The 17,418-nt window shown below is 63.5% G+C and carries 17 protein-coding genes and 1 pseudogene; 10 read left to right on the top strand and 8 right to left on the bottom strand.

What is annotated here, in order from left to right; genetic code table 11:
- Positions 1–5: 5 nt before the first annotated feature.
- The 4 genes from FBT96_RS03010 to FBT96_RS02995 all read right to left on the bottom strand — a co-directional run bounded on the left by FBT96_RS03010 (position 6) and on the right by FBT96_RS02995 (position 3,469).
- Entirely contained in the window at positions 6–698 is a 693-nt protein-coding gene (locus FBT96_RS03010; protein WP_028030781.1) for an ABC transporter ATP-binding protein, read from the bottom strand.
- 3 nt (positions 699–701) lie between these two features.
- Entirely contained in the window at positions 702–1,835 is a 1,134-nt protein-coding gene (locus FBT96_RS03005; RefSeq protein WP_028030780.1) for an ABC transporter permease, read from the bottom strand.
- Positions 1,832–2,893, bottom strand: a complete 1,062-nt coding sequence (locus FBT96_RS03000) for an efflux RND transporter periplasmic adaptor subunit (protein WP_249306234.1) — start codon at positions 2,891–2,893, stop codon at positions 1,832–1,834. Before FBT96_RS03000 ends, FBT96_RS03005 begins: the two co-directional genes overlap by 4 nt.
- A gap of 87 nt (positions 2,894–2,980) precedes the next feature.
- A complete protein-coding gene (locus FBT96_RS02995; protein ID WP_028030778.1) occupies positions 2,981–3,469 on the bottom strand; it encodes a cytochrome b in 489 nt (162 codons plus the stop codon).
- 80 nt (positions 3,470–3,549) lie between these two features.
- On the opposite strand from FBT96_RS02995, the gene FBT96_RS02990 reads away from it, so the two are divergent.
- Positions 3,550–4,158: a TetR/AcrR family transcriptional regulator gene (locus tag FBT96_RS02990; RefSeq protein WP_136904897.1), complete on the top strand. Its 609-nt coding sequence runs from the start codon at positions 3,550–3,552 to the stop codon at positions 4,156–4,158.
- On the top strand, positions 4,155–4,511 hold the full coding sequence (locus FBT96_RS02985) for a hypothetical protein (RefSeq protein ID WP_136904896.1): 357 nt from the start codon (positions 4,155–4,157) through the stop codon (positions 4,509–4,511). Before FBT96_RS02990 ends, FBT96_RS02985 begins: the two co-directional genes overlap by 4 nt.
- Before the next feature lie 82 nt (positions 4,512–4,593).
- Here FBT96_RS02985 and FBT96_RS02980 read toward each other — a convergent pair whose 3' ends face one another.
- Genes FBT96_RS02980 through FBT96_RS02970 form a run of 3 tightly spaced genes read right to left on the bottom strand, consistent with a single transcriptional unit; the run spans position 4,594 to position 7,853 of the window.
- Positions 4,594–4,935: a hypothetical protein gene (locus FBT96_RS02980; RefSeq protein WP_136904895.1), complete on the bottom strand. Its 342-nt coding sequence runs from the start codon at positions 4,933–4,935 to the stop codon at positions 4,594–4,596.
- 24 nt (positions 4,936–4,959) lie between these two features.
- Positions 4,960–6,624, bottom strand: a complete 1,665-nt coding sequence (locus FBT96_RS02975; RefSeq protein ID WP_136904894.1) for a tyrosine-type recombinase/integrase — start codon at positions 6,622–6,624, stop codon at positions 4,960–4,962.
- Positions 6,621–7,853 (bottom strand): tyrosine-type recombinase/integrase, encoded by a 1,233-nt coding sequence (locus tag FBT96_RS02970; protein WP_249306231.1) that lies wholly within the window; start codon positions 7,851–7,853, stop codon positions 6,621–6,623. Before FBT96_RS02970 ends, FBT96_RS02975 begins: the two co-directional genes overlap by 4 nt.
- Between FBT96_RS02970 and FBT96_RS02965 the strand changes: the two are divergent.
- The 6 genes and pseudogenes from FBT96_RS02965 to FBT96_RS02940 form a co-directional block, all read left to right on the top strand.
- Positions 7,845–8,150, top strand: a pseudogene (locus tag FBT96_RS02965) (DUF6915 family protein); the annotation flags it as partial. The gene FBT96_RS02970 and the pseudogene FBT96_RS02965 overlap by 9 nt on opposite strands.
- Before the next feature lies 1 nt (position 8,151).
- A complete protein-coding gene (locus FBT96_RS02960) occupies positions 8,152–8,349 on the top strand; it encodes a hypothetical protein (RefSeq protein ID WP_136904893.1) in 198 nt (65 codons plus the stop codon).
- Positions 8,350–8,422: 73 nt separating this feature from the next.
- Positions 8,423–8,842 carry a hypothetical protein gene (locus FBT96_RS02955; protein WP_136904892.1) on the top strand — a complete coding sequence of 140 codons (420 nt, stop codon included), beginning with the start codon at positions 8,423–8,425 and terminating at the stop codon, positions 8,840–8,842.
- On the top strand, positions 8,835–9,479 hold the full coding sequence (locus FBT96_RS02950) for an antitoxin of toxin-antitoxin stability system (protein ID WP_136904891.1): 645 nt from the start codon (positions 8,835–8,837) through the stop codon (positions 9,477–9,479). Before FBT96_RS02955 ends, FBT96_RS02950 begins: the two co-directional genes overlap by 8 nt.
- A 58-nt stretch (positions 9,480–9,537) precedes the next feature.
- The gene (locus FBT96_RS02945) at positions 9,538–9,939 is read left to right on the top strand and encodes an MbcA/ParS/Xre antitoxin family protein (RefSeq protein ID WP_136904890.1); all 402 of its coding nucleotides are present in this window, start codon (positions 9,538–9,540) and stop codon (positions 9,937–9,939) included.
- Entirely contained in the window at positions 9,936–10,637 is a 702-nt protein-coding gene (locus FBT96_RS02940) for an RES family NAD+ phosphorylase (protein WP_136904889.1), read from the top strand. The genes FBT96_RS02945 and FBT96_RS02940 overlap by 4 nt, the downstream gene beginning before the upstream one ends.
- 614 nt (positions 10,638–11,251) lie before the next feature.
- Here FBT96_RS02940 and FBT96_RS02930 read toward each other — a convergent pair.
- The gene (locus FBT96_RS02930) at positions 11,252–11,548 is read right to left on the bottom strand and encodes a hypothetical protein (RefSeq protein ID WP_136904888.1); all 297 of its coding nucleotides are present in this window, start codon (positions 11,546–11,548) and stop codon (positions 11,252–11,254) included.
- 177 nt (positions 11,549–11,725) lie between these two features.
- On the opposite strand from FBT96_RS02930, the gene FBT96_RS02925 reads away from it, so the two are divergent.
- A complete protein-coding gene (locus tag FBT96_RS02925) occupies positions 11,726–16,087 on the top strand; it encodes a strawberry notch family protein (protein ID WP_136904887.1) in 4,362 nt (1,453 codons plus the stop codon).
- Positions 16,088–16,090: 3 nt separating this feature from the next.
- Positions 16,091–17,122 (top strand): DUF7146 domain-containing protein, encoded by a 1,032-nt coding sequence (locus tag FBT96_RS02920; RefSeq protein WP_136904886.1) that lies wholly within the window; start codon positions 16,091–16,093, stop codon positions 17,120–17,122.
- Positions 17,123–17,418: the final 296 nt, after the last annotated feature.

Raw genomic sequence — 17,418 nt, 5'->3', positions numbered from 1 at the left:
AGGCACTACTCATCTGCCAATTTTCCGTCGCGCAGATGGATAAGCCGATCGAAGCGGTCGAAGATTTTCTCGTCATGGGTGACCGTCAGGATGCAGGCTTCCTGCTCGGCGGCAAGCTTTCGCAGCAGGTCCATGACCAGTTGTGCGCGTTTGCTGTCCAATGCCGCGGTCGGCTCGTCCGCAAGGATGATCCGCGGGCGGTTGGCCAGCGCGCGTGCGATAGCCACGCGTTGCGCCTCGCCCCCTGATAACAGCGCGGGCTTAACCGGGGCGCGGTGGCCGACCTCGAGATAATCGAGAAGCTCTTTTGCCCGCTCCTTTCCCTTTTCGGGCGCCCAACCGGCAAGGTCGAGGACGAGGGATACATTTTCTGCCGCCGTCAGGAAGGGCAGCAGGTTGTGCGCCTGAAAGATGAAGCCAATCTTGTCCAGCCGCAGACGACGCAGATCGCTGCGCAGCCATTTGCCGTCAAAGACCGGATCACCATCCAGCACCACCCGACCCGAGGATGGGTCAAGGATGCAGCCGATGATGTTCAGAAGCGTCGTCTTGCCAGACCCTGACGGCCCCAGGAGTGCGATCACCTCACCTGCACGCACCTGCAGGTCAACTTGGCGGAGGGCATCGACGCGGGTCTCGCCTTCGCCATAGTGCTTGGCCACGGCTTGCACATCGACCAGAATATCACCGATGGCCATGGCTCAGCCTCCCAGCGCGGTGGCGGGGTCCACCTTCAGGGCCGCGCGCACGCCCAGACCGCTGGCGGCCAGACAGACCACGACGATGATCCCGGCCAGAACGGCCACGTTAAACGGTTCCAGCACCACGCGGCGCGGAAAGACATCCTTGACAAGCAGGATCAGAACCAGACCGATGCCCCAACCTGCGGTCCCAAGGATCAGCGATTGCTGTACGATCAGCCCGATGATGGTGCGGTCTGGGGCGCCGATCAGCTTTAGCGTTGCGATCTGCTTCAGCTTTTCCATGGTCATGGTGTAGATGATCAGCGCGATCACCACGGCCGACACCGCCAGGAGGATTCCCAGAAACAGCCCGATCTGACGGCGCGCCTTGTCCACAACCGAGGCCAGCAGGATGTTTTCCTGTTCGGTCTGGCTTAGGGCAGCCAGATGCTTCCATTGCCGCAAGGTTGCGGTCAGCAGATCGACATCCGCGCCGGGCGTCACGCGCACGATCACTGCCGCGACCGAGGCCGACTTGACCGCCCCCGCCCCGCGCGCGGCCTGCACCCGTTGATCTGCCGGAGCAAGTTCCGTTTGCAGCGCCATCGCATCGGCAAGCGTCATGTAAACCGCCGGATCGCCGCCCGAGTTCATCGCCCCTTCGACGAGCCCGACCACGGTAAAGCGGTTGCGGCCAAGGCGGATGGTATCACCCAGCACAAGGCCAGTCTTGCGGTCGGCCACCAGTTCGAAATGGCTGGTGCCGATGCCGCGCCCTTCGGCGATGATCTGCGGGCCACCCGGACGTCCGGTTTCATAGCCGATGATATAAAGCCGCAAGGCGCGGTCAAGGAAGGGGGCCTCGATGGTCTGGTAATTGATGGCCCCGGCTTCGGCCACGCCGGGCATGCGGGCCACGGTGTCGCGGCTGTCGGCGGGAATGGACGAGGCTTCGGCAAAAGGCCCCTTGGTGCCCGCCTCGACCACCCAGACGTCCGCCGCGGGGGCCTCGACCACCGCCAACGCATCGGCCACAAGGCCATTGTAGATGCCGATCATCGCCAGAACGACCGTCATCAGCAGGCCCAACCCGAAACAGGTCAGCACAAAGCGGAACAGGCCATGCCGGATGTCTTTCAGCGCCAGATTCATGGCGCGTCCCCGATCCGGGCCAGTCTGCCTTCGTCGGCACCTTTCGGCGGCATGGCGACAATCGCGGCGCCCTCGGGCAGGCCGCCTGTCACCTCGACCCGGCCCCGGTCGTCGCGTGCGCCAAAGGTCAGCTCGGCGCGGCGTAGCCGACCATCCTGCACCAGCCAGACTATGCCGCGAAAGCCGTCAAAGCCGGTGATCGCCACCTCGGGCACCATCAGCGCGTTGTCGCGTATGCCGGTCAGGATGCGTACTTCGGCCTGTTCGCCAAGGAACATCGCTTCGGGGCAGTCGGAACAGGTCAGCCAGACGCGGCGCTCTTCGTTAACGCGGTCACTTTCCAGCCCGATCCGGGCGACGGTGCCGTGGAACTCTGCCGCAGGCTGTGACCGCAGGCGGATGACACCCTCTTGTCCAAGCGCCAGTTGGCCGGCGCGTTCTTCGTCGATAAAGGCCTGAACCCAAATCGTTGCCGGATCAATCAGGGTGAAGATTGGATCACCGGCCTTGACCACCGTGCCCGGCTCGACGTGGCGAGCCACGACAACCGCATCATAGGGTGCGACCAGCCGGTGATGGGCGAGCAAGGTTTGTTCCAGTTGCAAGGCGGCCGCCGCATCTGCGCCCTGCGCGCGGATCACGGCCAGATCGGCTTCGGCCAAGGCCAGTTCGGCCCGCGCCACATCCTCGTCGCGCTGTGCCTCCTCGGCTCGCTGGATAGAGGCGACGTCCTGCCGCGCAAGTTCCTTCTGTCGATCGTTCGCGGCAATGCGCTGTGCCAGAACTGCCTGCGCCCGCGCCACTGCGGCATCGGCCTTGGCCTGACCGGCGGCATTTGCCGCAACCGCTGCTTGCGCCCGCGCAACGCGCGCTATCTGCTCAGCCGGATGCAAGGCGGCCAGTTCCTGTCCGGCCTTGACCGCATCCCCTGCATCTGCCGACACCGACACCAATGCCGCGCCAACTTCGAACCCGACGCGCGACAGGATCCGGGCCTCGACGGAACCTAGACCGTAAAGGCGCAAGGGCACCCCGGTTTCAGCGACGACAACCGTCACAGTCAGGGGCCGTTCGGTCAGAAACCAGCCCGCCGCCGCCAGCCCAACCAGTGCAACCGCGCCAAGGATCCAGGTTCTGCGCATCGCTCAGCCCTCGGCCCGGCGCATGCGGTTGATCAGGCCGTCTTTCAGCACAAACTGATGATAGAGCGCACCCAAAACATGCAGCGCCACCAGCGCCAGCAGCACGATCTTCAGCACGTTATGGCCCTGTGCCGCCAGATCGACCCCGCCGAACCAGGCCATCGACCCGCTGAGCGGCATCAGGATCATCAGCGCGTAAAGGCCGACATGGGCGGCCTTTGCCAAGGCGCGCTGCGCGGCACTGTCACCGACCATGGCAGGCGCGCCGCGCCGCGCCCGGATCGACAGCCGCCACAGCGCAAACAGCATGACCAGCGCCCCGCCTGCGACATGGGCCAGAACCAGCGGATTAAAGGCGGTTTCCACCCCCTTTGCCGCAGCGTCCCACGCGGCTGCAATGGCATCTTTAAACAGGTATTGCTGCACGATCAGCAGGGCTGCGCCCCAGTGAAGGGCGATCTGCAGGCGGGTGTATCCCTTGGGGCTGGGCATGGCGGTCCTTTCGGTCTGGCGAATCAGCTTGCTTGTTTGGCAGATTATGTTAGTGATTACTTACTTACAAGAGGTGTCCCATGTTGCGTCGCAAATCAGCCGAGGATCGCAAGACCGAAATCATTGCCGCCGTTCTGGACTTGTCCGACCGTATCGGCCCTGACCGGCTGACGACCAATGACATCGCGCAAGAGGTAGGCGTCACCCAAGCCGCGATATTCCGGCATTTCCCAACAAAGGCGGAACTCTGGACGGCCGTCGGTGACGCTATCGCGGACCGGCTGGAAGTTGCTTGGCAGCAGGCCATGGACGGCAATGCAAGTCCAATGACAAGGCTGCGGGCGCTGATCGCCGCCCAGTTGCAGCAGATCGCGGAAACCCCCGCGCTCCCCGCCATCCTGCATTCCCGCGAATTGAATGTGGATAATGCCGCCCTGCGCGACCGGTTTCGCGGGGTTCTGATGCAGTACCAGGCGCATCTGGTGGCACACCTACAGGCCATGGCCGAAGCCGGAATGATGGGGGCGGGCGTTCAACCAAAGGATGCCGCCGTGCTGCTGACATCACTTGTTCAGGGCATCGCCATAAGGTGGAGCCTTGGCTCGCGCAGCTTTGACATCGTACCCGAGGGGATGCGCCTGCTGGAGGTGCAATTGGTCCTGTTTGCCTGCAAGGAGGGGCAGACATGAAAACTCATCACATCGCCGGTGCTGCGGCCATCGCCTTTGGGTTGTTGACGCTGATCTCGGGTGGATCGGCCCTGTTCGGCGCGGTTGACATGGGGGCCGTCGTGCCCTTCGTCCTGTGGTTCAACTTCCTCGCAGGCTTCGCCTATGTCATTGGCGGCCGGCTTCTGATGATCGGGCATCGGCTTGCGTTGCCCGTGGCGCTGACCATCCTGATCGCGACCGCAACGGTCTTTGCCGTGTTCGGCTGGCGGGTTTTTGTGGGGGATGCCTTCGAGGCGCGCACTGTCGGCGCGATGACGTTTCGGACAGCTTTCTGGGTAGCGATGGTCTGGGCTTCCGTGCGAAGATCATGACATCTGGTATGAGTTTGCTATAGCGCGCGGTTTGGCCGACGCAATCCGATGTCAACATAGCTTATTTGTCGTTCGCTCACTGCTATGGGTCGGCTTCTTCACCCAGATCCTTCAACAGACGTTCGATGCGCGAAGCTGTGCTCTGATGTCGTTCGACCTCTTTAGACCATCCCCGCTCGCGCGCATCTTCAGCAAGTACTAACTCGAGTTTTCTCCGCTCTTGCAGCCGACCAGCGTAAGCTTTGGTCGTGACGAACTTGGCGCAGCTGAGATACAGGTCGCATTCGCAAGGTCCCTCCGACGGCAGGCGTAGACAATGGCCAAGTTCGAGCTCGGTCTTGATGAAGTTCGACTTAAGCCAGTCGATCGCCGCGCATGACAGCTTTCCTGCGCGGATCGCTTCTGCGCCCGGTCCGGCAATCATTTCGCCGGGTCCCAGAACGCTGCGTTAGTCGCGCAGCACTTCGGCGTCGCTGATCCGTGCGTAGACCATGGACATGTGCGGCGTCTGATGCCCCAAGACGCTCATGATCGTGTGCAACTTGGCACCTCGTTCGGCAAGTTGCGTGCCCACAGTGTGCCGAAACCGATGGCTGGTAACTATCGGCTTTCCATCTTGATCGACCAGCCCGGCGAGTCTGCACATCTGATTCAGGGGGTATTGTAGCAAATAGTCTGCCGACATCCGCCCGCTGCGGCGAAAGAAGACATAGCGGACCAAGTCGCCAGTCTTGTCATCCCGGATCGGACGGTCGTTGGCTTCGAGCCGTCGCTGGATGACTTCGTGCAATGCCGTTGCGGCGTCGTCATGCAAAGGCACCAGGCGTTCCCGCATAGTCTTTCCAGCGGGTATCCGCAGTCGGAAGGTCCCGTCGGGATACTGATCCAGGCAGTCCAAGCGGAGCCGAATCACCTCTCCCCGCCGAGCGCCAGACCAGCGGGCGATCAGGAGCGCTGCCTTCTGAAACTCACACTCGAGGCTCGGCAGCTGCGCCATAAGGCGCGACAGCTGGTCCTCTGGAATAAACCTTGGCACGCGGTGTGCCAACTTCGGCAGATCGTTCGGATCAAGAATCGGCCGTGTTGGAAAATTGGGCCAGTCCCATGCCGCGCCATCAGACAGGAACTTGGCAACAGTGCCCGCCCTTGCTCGACGAGCGTTTATGGACAGCGGCGCGCCTGTGCGTGGTGCAATGTCGAACTGAAGGTGGCGAAGGTAATCGTTGAAAAGCTCAGGATTGATATCAGCAAAGTTCAAAATGCTGGGCTGTCGGGTAGACAAGTAAGTCACAAAATGCCTCATCGAAACGGCCATGTGATCTACCGTCGGGCGAGCAAGACTGACCCGCTTTCTCTCAAGCCACCGGTTTGCCCATTCCTGGAGGTCTGGCCTCGGCGAAGCGATCGGCTTGCGTTTGTCTTGGATAATCTGAGGCCGGATGACATCATTCCCGTTTTGGAAGAGGAGCAGCTGCAGAATGCGGGTTTTGACCCGCCAGCTGCGCTGAAAGCCTGCCGGGAAGTCTTCTTTCTCGTTTCGGAAGATATGAGTGTCATGCCGTGCGGCGAAGGCGTCGACACCTGCGATCATTTCGTCGAGGTGATGCTGGCGAAGTTCGCCGAAAGAGCGAACACCCGTGTTCATCGCAAGGCGTGGCAAAACCACGCGGAGCGCTGCTTGCACGCCGGTTGCGGAATAGCCAATCTTCGCACTGTCCGCGACCAATGCGTCGAGCCCCTCATAGGCGTTCAATGGCTCCATCGTCTCCGCCACACGCATGTTCCCGACTGCGAACAGGAAATCGTAGTCCAACCGGATTCGGTCGGTCATGGCTGCGTAATAAAGATAGCTGCGGGCCCGAAAGCTGACCGGATAAGTCGGGTGGGCCTGCTTGTCACCATTTAGGCAGCCAATTCTGATGGGCAGGGGGGCAGCGAACCAATCCCTGATATCCGGCCAACTCTCAATAAACGTGGATCGGTATATCAGCCGCTTGCGGCGAAAACTGTCAGCCATCGGGATGCGCGCCAGAAATGCCGCATAGTCAGCTTCGTCTGCGTGCTCAAATATGACAGGGCGGTCGACGTCCGATTTTGGCGATACATGGGTCACAGAGCCTCTCCGTCCGTTGTTTGCGAAGGACGGTCCAGACCCAAGGCGTGTCGATACTCGGCGACCACTACGGCGTCGGATACCCTTGTGTAAATTCTGGTCGATTCCGGCGAGGCATGACCCAATCGCTTCTGTAATGTCAGTTCTCGCATCCCTGCCTCCCACATGCGCGTCGCATGGGTGTGGCGAAGGGCGTGCGGGGTCATCCACGGCTCACGGATCTCGGCGCGCTCACATGCGCGAGCGAAAAGTCGCGCCAGCGCAGAATAGGACAGCGGTTCTTGACGGTTTACGCCTGTGCCGCCGACCAGGAACACGAAAGGAACGTCAGCATCACTTGGTCGTTCGTGCATGACGTATGCGTTCAGGGTTTCCAGTGTCTCGCCATCATGCAAATCGACTACGCGCTCGACGCGGGACTTCGATCGTGCGCCCTTTGGATGATCATCGCGGCAGCGCACGAAGATGCGGCGGCGCCCGTAGCCGATATCGGCCAGATGTAAGCCGAGGACTTCTCCGGGGCGAAGGCCTCCGTTCAGCATCAGCAATACCAAGCTGCGATCGCGGAGATTGCGCGTGGCGGCCATTAGGCCTTCGACCTGTTGCTGATTCATCGGTCTTGGAAGCCGCTGCATGGTCTTGAGGCGCAATTCTCTGACCTCAGACCTCTGCCGTAAAATCCCAGTCAGAAACGGCCTGTGCCTGTCGCTCACCCGCCAAGATGTTTGATCTTGTTTCTTCACGATCGGGTTTGCCACGCTGAACGCTCCGGTGAAAATCGCCCAACGATAGAAGGCGTCGACCGCCACAAGGGCGCGATTGATCGTGGCGGCCGACAGTCCTTTTGCAACGGGCGCCCCCTCACTCACCACAAGTCTGATCGAAGTGTCCCGGCGCTTGCGATTGGCTGGCACCGACCGAAGGTGCCCCAGGAAGGCGGCTGAGAGTTCAGGGGAGAAGGAGGTCCAATGAATTCCTTGTGTTGAGAGAAAGGTCCAGAGATGAATGAGGTCGCGCGCATAGGCGAGGGCGGTGTTGGGCGAATATGCTTTCGCCAGCAAGTAGGCAGCAAATCGACAGATCGGCTCGACTGGATTACCGTCCAAATCTGTCACCAGAATTGTGCCGCCGCTAACGGAACCTGTCAGTTTGAACATCAGCGCCTCAAGAGATTCCGGGGTCATACCGTCCAGCATATGGCAAAACGCCGCCGCGGGCGTGCTGTCCACATAATCGACTCCTCAAAAGCCCATTCCGCCGACTTTAGCCACCGGGCCTTGTTTCACCATGCCGCTGGAATCTGGCTCTCCGAGACCGTCTTCGGGCCGACGATTACCCTCTCCACGGGCCGCGTGATCCCGACACGATGGGTGGGCGAGCAGCATGTCCGCGAGGATCTGGGGTTCATTCCGAGCTTCGCCGACTGGGTCAAGGCAATCCGGCCCGAACCCTGGATGGGCCGGTCCGAGCGGATCGAGGCATCGGTCGATCCACATCTTGCCTCAACCGTAGTCGAGGTCAGCTGAGATGACCGACCCCGCCTATGTGCGCCTCGGCCTGCCCTTGACGGCCACGCCCTACGCGGTCCTGCGTGCTGCGGTCCGGGCGCTCCACCCCGACACGCGCGCCGTGCGCGGCTTCCGGGCCGCGCGCAAGCGCTTCTACCGGCAGATGCTCTGCGCGCATGCCGCGCGACAGGCGGCAGGCGAAGTGCCTTCCGCCTGATCGCGCCAACCACCCGTTCACTCCATCCAGTGCCCGGCCTTTCGGCCGGGCTCTCCCCTTTCAGGAGGTCCCCATGGCGGATTACTTCACCGATTTCTCGTGCCTGCTCGACGTCGGCACCCCCGACAAGGCGACCCGCGCGCTCGCGCTGTTCCAGAGCTTGCGCGAAGCTGATCAGGACGCCGAGGACCCGGAGGTCGCGGGCTTCGACCTCGTGCGCCAGGACGCGCCCGAGGGCAGAACCCTCTGGATCCATGATGACGCCCACGGCGATGTCGAGGCCGTCATCCGCTTCGTGCTGCGCCTGGCAGACGAACTCGACCTCACCGGCCTTTGGGGCTTCCAGTACGCCCTGACCTGTTCCCGGCCCCGACTCGATGCCTTCGGCGGTGGCGCGCATGTCATCGATCTCGGTGCCCGCAAGTCCATCGGTTGGACCAGCACGCAAGACTGGCTCTCCGCCGCGCTGAACGGGGAGGACGCACATGCCTGAAATCATCTGCACCACCGTCTACCAATTCCCCGAACTCTCGGATGTGGCCAAGGAAAAGGCGCGCAGCTGGTATCGCGAGCTTAGCCCTCACGACGATTGGTGGGACGCGGTCTATGAGGATTTCCAACGCATCTGCGAAATCCTCGGCGTCCGCTTAAAGACCTCTCCCGTCCGGCTGATGGGCGGCGGCACGCGGGCCAAGCCGTGTATCTGGTTCTCCGGCTTCTGGAGCCAGGGCGACGGCGCCTGCTTCGAAGGTTACTGGTCACACGCCAAGGGTGCTACCGCGAGCATCCGGGACTATGCGCCCACGGACGCAATGCTCCATGGCATCGCGGATCGGCTGCAGGCCATCCAGCGGCGCAACTTCTACAAGCTCGCCGCCGAGGTCAGCCATCGCGGACGCTACTACCACGAATACACCATGTCGGTGGACGTCACCCGCGACAGTCCGACCTGGCAGCCGCCAACCGCGGATGCGGAGGAGATCGTGACCGACGCGCTGCGTGATATTGCCCGCTGGCTCTACCGCCAGCTTGAGGCGGAATACGACCATCTCACTTCTGACGAGGCCATAGAGGAGGGGATCATCGTCAACGAGTACACCTTCACCGAAGCCGGGCGCAGGTTTGGGTGAGAGCGCGGGCGGTTCATTTGATCTTTACAAGGAGGTCATATGATCTATATTCAGGCCAATGGAGGACGCCATGTACGCTGCTGAGAAAATCCGGGAACCTGCACAGATCAACGCCGTCGCGTTGAAGGCCTACGCGCGCGTGGCTGATGCCTGGGGTCTCAGCCTCAAGGAAGCGGCAGGCCTTGCCGATATGTCGGAGAGCACATGGAAGCGCGCCAAGAAGCCGGACTTTGCGGGAGAACTGACCAAGGATCAGCTTCTGCGGCTCAGTGCGGTGATCGGCATTTACAAGTCGCTCGAACTCTACTTCTCCGAGCCGCTCGCGCGAAGCTGGTTCACCCGACCGAACACCGGCCCGCTGTTCGGGGGCAGCCGTCCGATTGACACCGCCATCGACGGTGGCTTGCCGCAAATTCTCGCGGTTCGGACCTATCTCGATGCGCTGCGCGGTGGGGCATGAAGCAGACCGAGATTTCCGATCGTGGTCTCGTCCGTCTTCTGCCCGCCACTTACCACAAGCCGCCATCTTTGCGCGGTCTTGTCGATACCGATGACGAGATGGAGATTCTGGCGGAGATCGAGGGCCTGACCAGCGGCCGTCTTCTGGCGGAACGTGGCCGCAACCCGCATCTGGACCCGCGCGAGCTGGCCTGGCAGCGCCGCAGCCGCGATCTGCGCATCTATGGCGACAGTCACGTCAACGCCGCCTTCACCTACACCCGCGCCGGGGGAAACCGCTTCAACACCGAGGAGCGCGGCGCATGGTATTGCGCATGGGATGTGATGGTGTCCGTCAGCGAAGTGGCCTGGCACCGCACGCGCGAACTCGGCTTTACCGGCAGCTTCCATGACAGCGCCCGCTATGTGGAATTGCTTGCGGATTTCATCGGCGTCTTCGACGACATGACCGACGAGCTGGGCCATCCCGCGCTGCATCCGGACCCGGCTGTCGGATATCCCGAGGGCCAAAGCCTGGCCCAACATCTCCGCCGGGCTGGATCGCGTGGCCTGATCTATCCCTCGGTCCGGGCTCCTGTGCCGGGCGGGAATTGCCTCGTCTGCTTCGAGCCCCACGCCATCCAGAACGTCCGGCCGGGTGCGTCTTGGGATCTTGTTTGGGACGGGACACCGCACTACTCGATTACGGCCGTCGGCTGACGAGTCACGGCGCATGCGCTTCTTGGAGGGCCGAAGACATGAAACCGGCAAACGACAACAGCCTGAACGTCACAACCTTGAAGCCATGCGACCATCAGGCATTCTTCGAGGTTTTGGAATCTCCGCCCTCACCGACGGAAGCGTTACGGGCAGCATTTCGCCGGACGAACGAGAGGTCACTCCGGCAAAACACATGGCTTCCAAAGATGGACTGAGTCCGCCGGTCTTCTGGGCTTCCCATAGACGCGCTGAGGGCGGCGACGCCTCTGCCCAAAGAGACCGCTATAGTTTTCTTTGATCAGGATGCTTTTCCAGCGTTATGAACGCTCCAATATCACCATATTCAAAGAACTCAGGGACAAGCCCGAAGTGGAGGGAGATCTGAAGACGCTGGGTCGAGAGACGGCTACGACTGGTGGTGGTTGCAGAAGGCCGCAGCGGTGTACCTCCCAGCGTGCCGTCGGGACCAGGTCTCGATACTTCGGACGGGAGTTTGACCGAGGCTGATGTCCCGAAGGGCTAATCTGCCAACCTACAGGTTGGCAACTACGCTCGGTTTGCCAAGCCACGGTATGGCAGAAGCTCCGGAAGGCCGGAGCCAGCCGGTGCCGGGATCACTTGTTCCCGTCGATCCACTTCGACATCAGCCCCTTGTCGCGGAAGCATTCGTCCGGGACGGCGCGGTGTTTGATCCGGGCGAGCTTCTCCGCGAAGGCCACCTGCTTCGAGGTCGACAGCCGGTCCATTTCGGATACCGGCTTCAGCTGGGCCTGTGCCTCGATCCAGGCGCTAAGCGACCTACGGTCCTGCTGAACTTCCCATGGCAGGAGGGTCTGGTTGCGCAGGGCGAGGGAGCGCGCATAGGCGATTTGCTTGGGCGTTGCGGGCAAGGCGCATGTGGTGCTGTCCATCGGGTAAATCCCTTGCTGGCTTGGCTCTCAATGTAGAACATAACGGGAACAAAATCAAGCCAAGCGTCCGGGACGCGTCGGCTCGAGAGGAAGAGGGGGGCCGGGGAAGATCAGGCCTGAGGGTGCCCGAGAGAGGGTGTCCGGGGCTGGTCCTGTCCCTCATTCCGGAGTTCCCCGATGACCTATCTCGCACCCTTTGCGCCTCCCGTTCCTGTCCCGTCTCGTGATCCCGCGCCCGCGATCCTCGCTGTTGCCGAAGCACTTCAGCCCGATCTCGCTCAAGGCTTCCAAATCGACGCGCTGCGTCTGCGCCTCGAAATGGAGCGCGCCTTTGGTAGCTCCGATGCCGACGGCGCCTGGGACTGGAAGCTCGCCTATGAGGCGGGCGAGGTGGCGCTGGTCCTCTTCCTGCGGAAGTTCGGCCGCGCGCTGCTCGCACGTGCTGGATCGCCTGCCGCGCTGCTGCCGATCGTCGCCAAGGTTGCCGGCCTCTTGCCGACGCATACCCGGCGCTCGGAGGAGATGGAGCGCTTCCAGCAATTCTCGACGCCGCTGCCCATGGGGATCGCTGCCCTCTCCGCGGCGCAGATCACGCAGCGTGACCTGGTCCTCGAGCCTTCGGCCGGGACCGGGCTTCTTGCCATCCTCGCCGAGATCGCCGGCGGCAGCCTCGCGCTGAACGAACTCACCGAGACCCGCGCCGGCCTTCTGCGTCACCTTTTTCCGGTGCATCCCGTCACTACCTTCGACGCGGCGCAGATCGACGATCATCTGGACGCGGGCCTGTGCCCGAGCGTCATCCTGATGAACCCGCCGTTCTCGGCGGTAGCCCATGTCGATGGCCGGACGACCGAGGCGACAGCCCGGCATCTGCGCTCGGCCCTTGCGCGTCTGGCCCCCGGCGGGCGTCTGGTCGCAATCACCGGTGCCGGTTTCGCGCCGGACGCACCTGCCTGGGCGGAAACCTTCGCCCGCCTGACCGAGACGGCGCATCTGGTCTTCACCGGCTCCGTGTCGGGTGCGGCGTTCGCCAAGCACGGCACCAGCTTTGGGACCCGGATCTCAGTCTTCGACAAGTGCCGGGGCGGCGAGCGGGGCGGCATCACCGCCGATCTGGCTCGGCCGATGTCTCCCGATGTGGCGCACCTTCTTGCCCGGATTGCCGCCGAGGTCCCGCCGCGCCTCGAGATGGATGCGGGCGCCGTCGCTCAATCGCAGCCCGCTTCCCCTTTCCGGGGAATTCCTCCCCATGCGTCCGGCCTTGCCGCTCGACCCTTGCGTTCGACGGCAGCGGCCAAGATGGATGTGCATGTCACCACGCCGGATGCGGAGGACCTGGCCTATACCCTGCGCGAGGCTGCGGACGATCTCGGCGCTGCGCGCCTGTCGGACGCGATCTACGAGACCTTCTGCTTGCAATCGATCGATATCCCTGGCGCGGCCCCGCATCCGACCAAGCTGGTGCAGTCGGCGGCAATGGCCTCGGTCGTGCCCCCGAAACCCTCCTACTGCCCGAAACTCCCTGCAGCCGTGCTGCGCGACAGCCTCCTTTCCGACGCGCAGCTCGAGACCGTTATCTACGCTGGCGAGGCGCATGGTGCCTATCTCGCCGGATCGTGGACCGTCGATGAAGCTGGCGAAATGGTCTCGGCTGCGTCCGATGATGCCGCGGACGCTGTCCGCTTCCGCCGCGGCTTCTTCCTTGGCGATGGCACGGGCGCGGGCAAGGGCCGCCAGTCGGCCGGGATTCTGCTCGACAACTGGTGCCAGGGCCGCCGCAAGGCGCTCTGGATTTCAAAGAGCGACAAGCTCCTCGAGGACGCGCAGCGCGACTGGTCGGCGCTCGGCCAGGAGCGGCTGTTGGTGACGCCGCTCTCGCGCTTTGCGCAAGGTCGCGACATCCCGCTCTCCGAGGGCATTCTGTTCACCACCTATGCGACACTGCGATCGGAAGAACGTGGTGCCAAGAAGTCCCGGGTCGACCAGATCGTCGACTGGCTGGGGACGGATTTCGACGGGGTGATCCTGTTTGACGAAAGCCATGCCATGGCAAATGCCGCTGGAAGCAAAGGCGAGCGCGGCGATACGGAGGCCTCGCAGCAGGGCAGGGCGGGCCTGCGCCTGCAGCACAAGCTGCCCAATGCCCGCGTGGTCTATGTCTCCGCCACCGGCGCGACAACGGTCCACAACCTCGCCTATGCGCAGCGGCTCGGTCTGTGGGGTGGTGCGGATTTCCCCTTCGCGACGCGAGCAGAGTTCGTCGAGGCCATCGAAGCAGGCGGCGTCGCCGCGATGGAAGTCCTCGCCCGCGACCTGCGGTCCTTGGGCCTCTACACGGCCCGGTCGCTGTCCTACGATGGCGTCGAATACGAGATGCTGGAACACGCGCTGACGCCTGAGCAGCGCGGCATCTATGATGCGTATGCCGGGGCCTTTGCCATCATCCACAACAACCTCGCCGCCGCGATGGAGGCGGCGAACATCACGGGCGACAGCGGCACGCTGAACCGCCAGGCCAAGTCCGCCGCGCGTTCGGCCTTTGAGTCCGCGAAGCAGCGCTTCTTCGGCCATCTGCTGACCAGCATGAAAACCCCCACCCAGATCGCCGCCATCGAGGCCGATCTGGCCGCAGGCCATGCGGCCGTCGTCCAGATCGTCTCGACCGGCGAGGCGCTGATGGAACGCCGCCTCTCGGAGATCCCGACCGAGGAGTGGAACGACATCCGCGTCGACATCACCCCGCGGGAATATGTCCTGGACTACCTCGCCCATTCCTTCCCGGTGCAGCTCTATGAGCCCTTCACCGACAGCGAGGGCAATCTGTCGTCACGGCCCGTGGTGCGGGATGGCCAGCCGGTCGAATGTCGCGAGGCTGCCCGCAGGCGCGACGCGCTGATCGAAAAGCTGGCCTCGCTGCCGCCCGTGCCGGGGGCGCTCGACCAGATCGTCCAGCGCTTCGGCACCGACCTCGTGGCCGAGGTCACGGGCCGCTCGCGCCGCATCGTGCGCAAAGGCGAGGGTCCTGCCGCGCGGCTTGTCGTCGAAAGCCGGGCGGGGTCTGCCAACCTCGCGGAAACCGCCGCCTTCATGGATGACCAGAAGCGCATCCTGATCTTCTCGGATGCCGGAGGCACGGGTCGGAGTTATCACGCCGACCTTGGCGCCAAGAACCAGCGCTTGCGGGTCCACTACCTCTTGGAACCCGGCTGGAAGGCCGATGCTGCCATCCAAGGTCTCGGCCGTACCAACCGCACCAATCAGGCGCAGCCGCCGCTCTTTCGGCCGGTGGCGACGGATGTGAAGGCAGAAAAGCGGTTCCTTTCGACCATCGCGCGCCGCCTCGACACGTTGGGAGCCATCACGCGTGGCCAGCGCCAGACCGGCGGGCAAGGGCTGTTCCGACCCGAAGACAACCTCGAGTCGCCCTATGCCCGAGACGCGCTGCGCCAGCTTTACCGCCGCATCTATCGCGGCGATGTGGCGGGCTGTTCGCTCGGGGCCTTCGAGGATGCCACCGGTCTGAGCCTGACCGATGACAACGGGTTGAAGGACGACCTGCCCCCGATCACCACTTTCCTCAATCGTCTGCTTGCGCTGACGATCGATATGCAGGCCGTGCTGTTCTCTGCCTTCGAGGAATTGCTCGATCAGCGTATCGAAGGCGCCATCGCGGCCGGTATCTACGACCTCGGACTTGAGACGCTGCGTGCCGAAAGCTTCCGTGTCACGGATGCGCGCGTGATCTACACCCATCCCGGCTCCGGTGCCGAAACCCAGCTCCTGACCATCGCGGAAAAGCGGCGCAACACGCCGACCTCGCTCGCGGATGCGCTCGGCTGGCTGGACGATCCCAAGGCGCGGCTTCTCGTCAACAGCCGCTCCGGTCGCGCTGCAGTGCAGGTGCCTGCCACCAGCCTGATGTTGGACGACGGCACCATCGAGCCGCGGCTGCGGCTGATCCGGCCAACGGAGGCGAGCACCGTCCCAGCCAAGATGATGGAGGACACCCACTGGCTGGAAGCCGACCGCGCGGCCTTCACCGCCGCCTGGACTGCGGAACTTGCAGAAGTACCGGAGTTCTCGGAGGCGACGCTGCATATCGTGGTGGGTCTCTTGCTGCCGATCTGGAAGCAACTCCCCCAGGATGAGACCCGCGTCTACCGGCTGCAGACCGATGACGGCCAGCGCATCATCGGCCGCCGTGTCTCGCCCGCCTGGGTTGCGACCACGCTGGCGGCCGATGCGCCGAAGCTCACGGCAGCGCAGGTCCATGCCCTCGTTCTGGAGGGCAAGACGGTGGTGCGGTTGGCTGAAGGGATGGAACTCCACCGGTCCCGCGTCATGGGCGTGAACCGGATCGAGCTCTCCAGCTTCACCGAGGCCGCCAAAGACCGGCTCAAGGCAGATGGCTTCTTCTCGGAAATTATCGCTTGGAAGCTGCGTCTCTTCTGCCCAACGGACTCGGGCGGCATTGCCGTGCTGGATCGCCTGCTTGCACGTTGTCCTGTAGCGGGACTACATGCACGCGGAGGGTGTTGAGCCATGTATTCCGAGACCGAAGATCTGATCCGCGCTTTGGCGGAAAATGCAGAGAGTGTCTGTCGCGCCTACCTTCCCGCCGGACGGCGGGAAGGGTCCTACTGGATCGTGGGCGATCTGCAGAACAACCCCGGCCGGTCGCTCTTTGTGCGGCTGACTGGACCCGCCTCAGGGCCGGGCGCGGCCGGCAAGTTCACCGATGGCGCCACGGGCGAGCATGGTGATCTTCTCGATATCATCCGCGAGAGGACCGGGATCTCCCGCTTTCCCGATCTTCTGGCCGAGGCCCGGGCGCATCTGGGCCGTCCGCCGCCGGTTCTCTCGGATGCGCCAGTGCCGAAGAAGACCAAGCCCCCCGGTGGCACGCCAGCGGCGGCGGCGCGTCTGTTCGCGGCTTCGGTGCCGGTCGCAGCCACGCTTGCCGACACCTACCTCCGCTCCCGGGGCTTGACCCAAGGCGGCAGGATGAGCGCCCTTCGCTTCCACCCGAAGTGCTGGCATCGGGATGAGGGCCAGACCCGGAGCATCCCCAGACCGGCGCTGATCGCCGCGGTCACCGATGGGGCAGGGGCCCTGCAGGGCGTGCATCGCACCTGGCTTGCGCCTGACGGACAGGGAAAGGCGCGGGTCGAGACGCAGCGGCGTGCCATGGGTCATCTCCTTGGCAATGCCGTCAGGCTGACCCCGCATGACGACATCCTCGTCATCGGCGAAGGCATCGAGACCATGCTGTCCCTGATCGAAGCAGTGCCTAGCCTCCCTGTCTGGGCTGCGCTGTCGTCGGGTCACCTCGGGGCGGTCCTGCTGCCGGAGGGGCTTCAGCGCCTCTACATCGCCATCGACAGCGATCCGGCCGGGCAACGCGCGGCAGAGAGGTTGAGCGCCAGAGCACTTGATGCCGGGATTGCCGTTCGGGTGCTGGAACCGCGGCTCGGGGATTTCAACGATGATCTCCGGGCGTACGGCAAAGAGGCGCTGCGCCAGCATCTGGCAGGGCAGATCGGGCCAGAGGATCGGCATCGCCTGTCAGGCTGATCCGCATCGCGCAAGGGTCAGTCGGGGAGTGCGGGGCAGGGGGGTACGGATCCCTGTCATGGCTGTGGATCGTCGCTTTGCCTCTTTCCGGGCAATCTCATCCACCCGTCACCCGAGCGGCCTTCAAGAGATGGGCAGGCGGCCGTCAAAGATGCCGCCCCTTCAAGGACGGGGGGCGACTGATTTCCGCCGGCGGGGGCGAGCCCCGCCTTTGCATCGCGAGACAAATCAGCCGCCCCCCGTCCTCCTCCACATGCGTTCCGGCCCCGAAAGGGGGTGAAGGGGCGTCCCCTCCC

This window comes from Rhodobacter capsulatus, from assembly GCF_005144475.1.
Lineage (GTDB): Bacteria > Pseudomonadota > Alphaproteobacteria > Rhodobacterales > Rhodobacteraceae > Rhodobacter > Rhodobacter capsulatus_C.
Note: the sequence above shows the minus strand (reverse complement) of the source record. Positions and strands in the feature narration are given on the sequence as shown.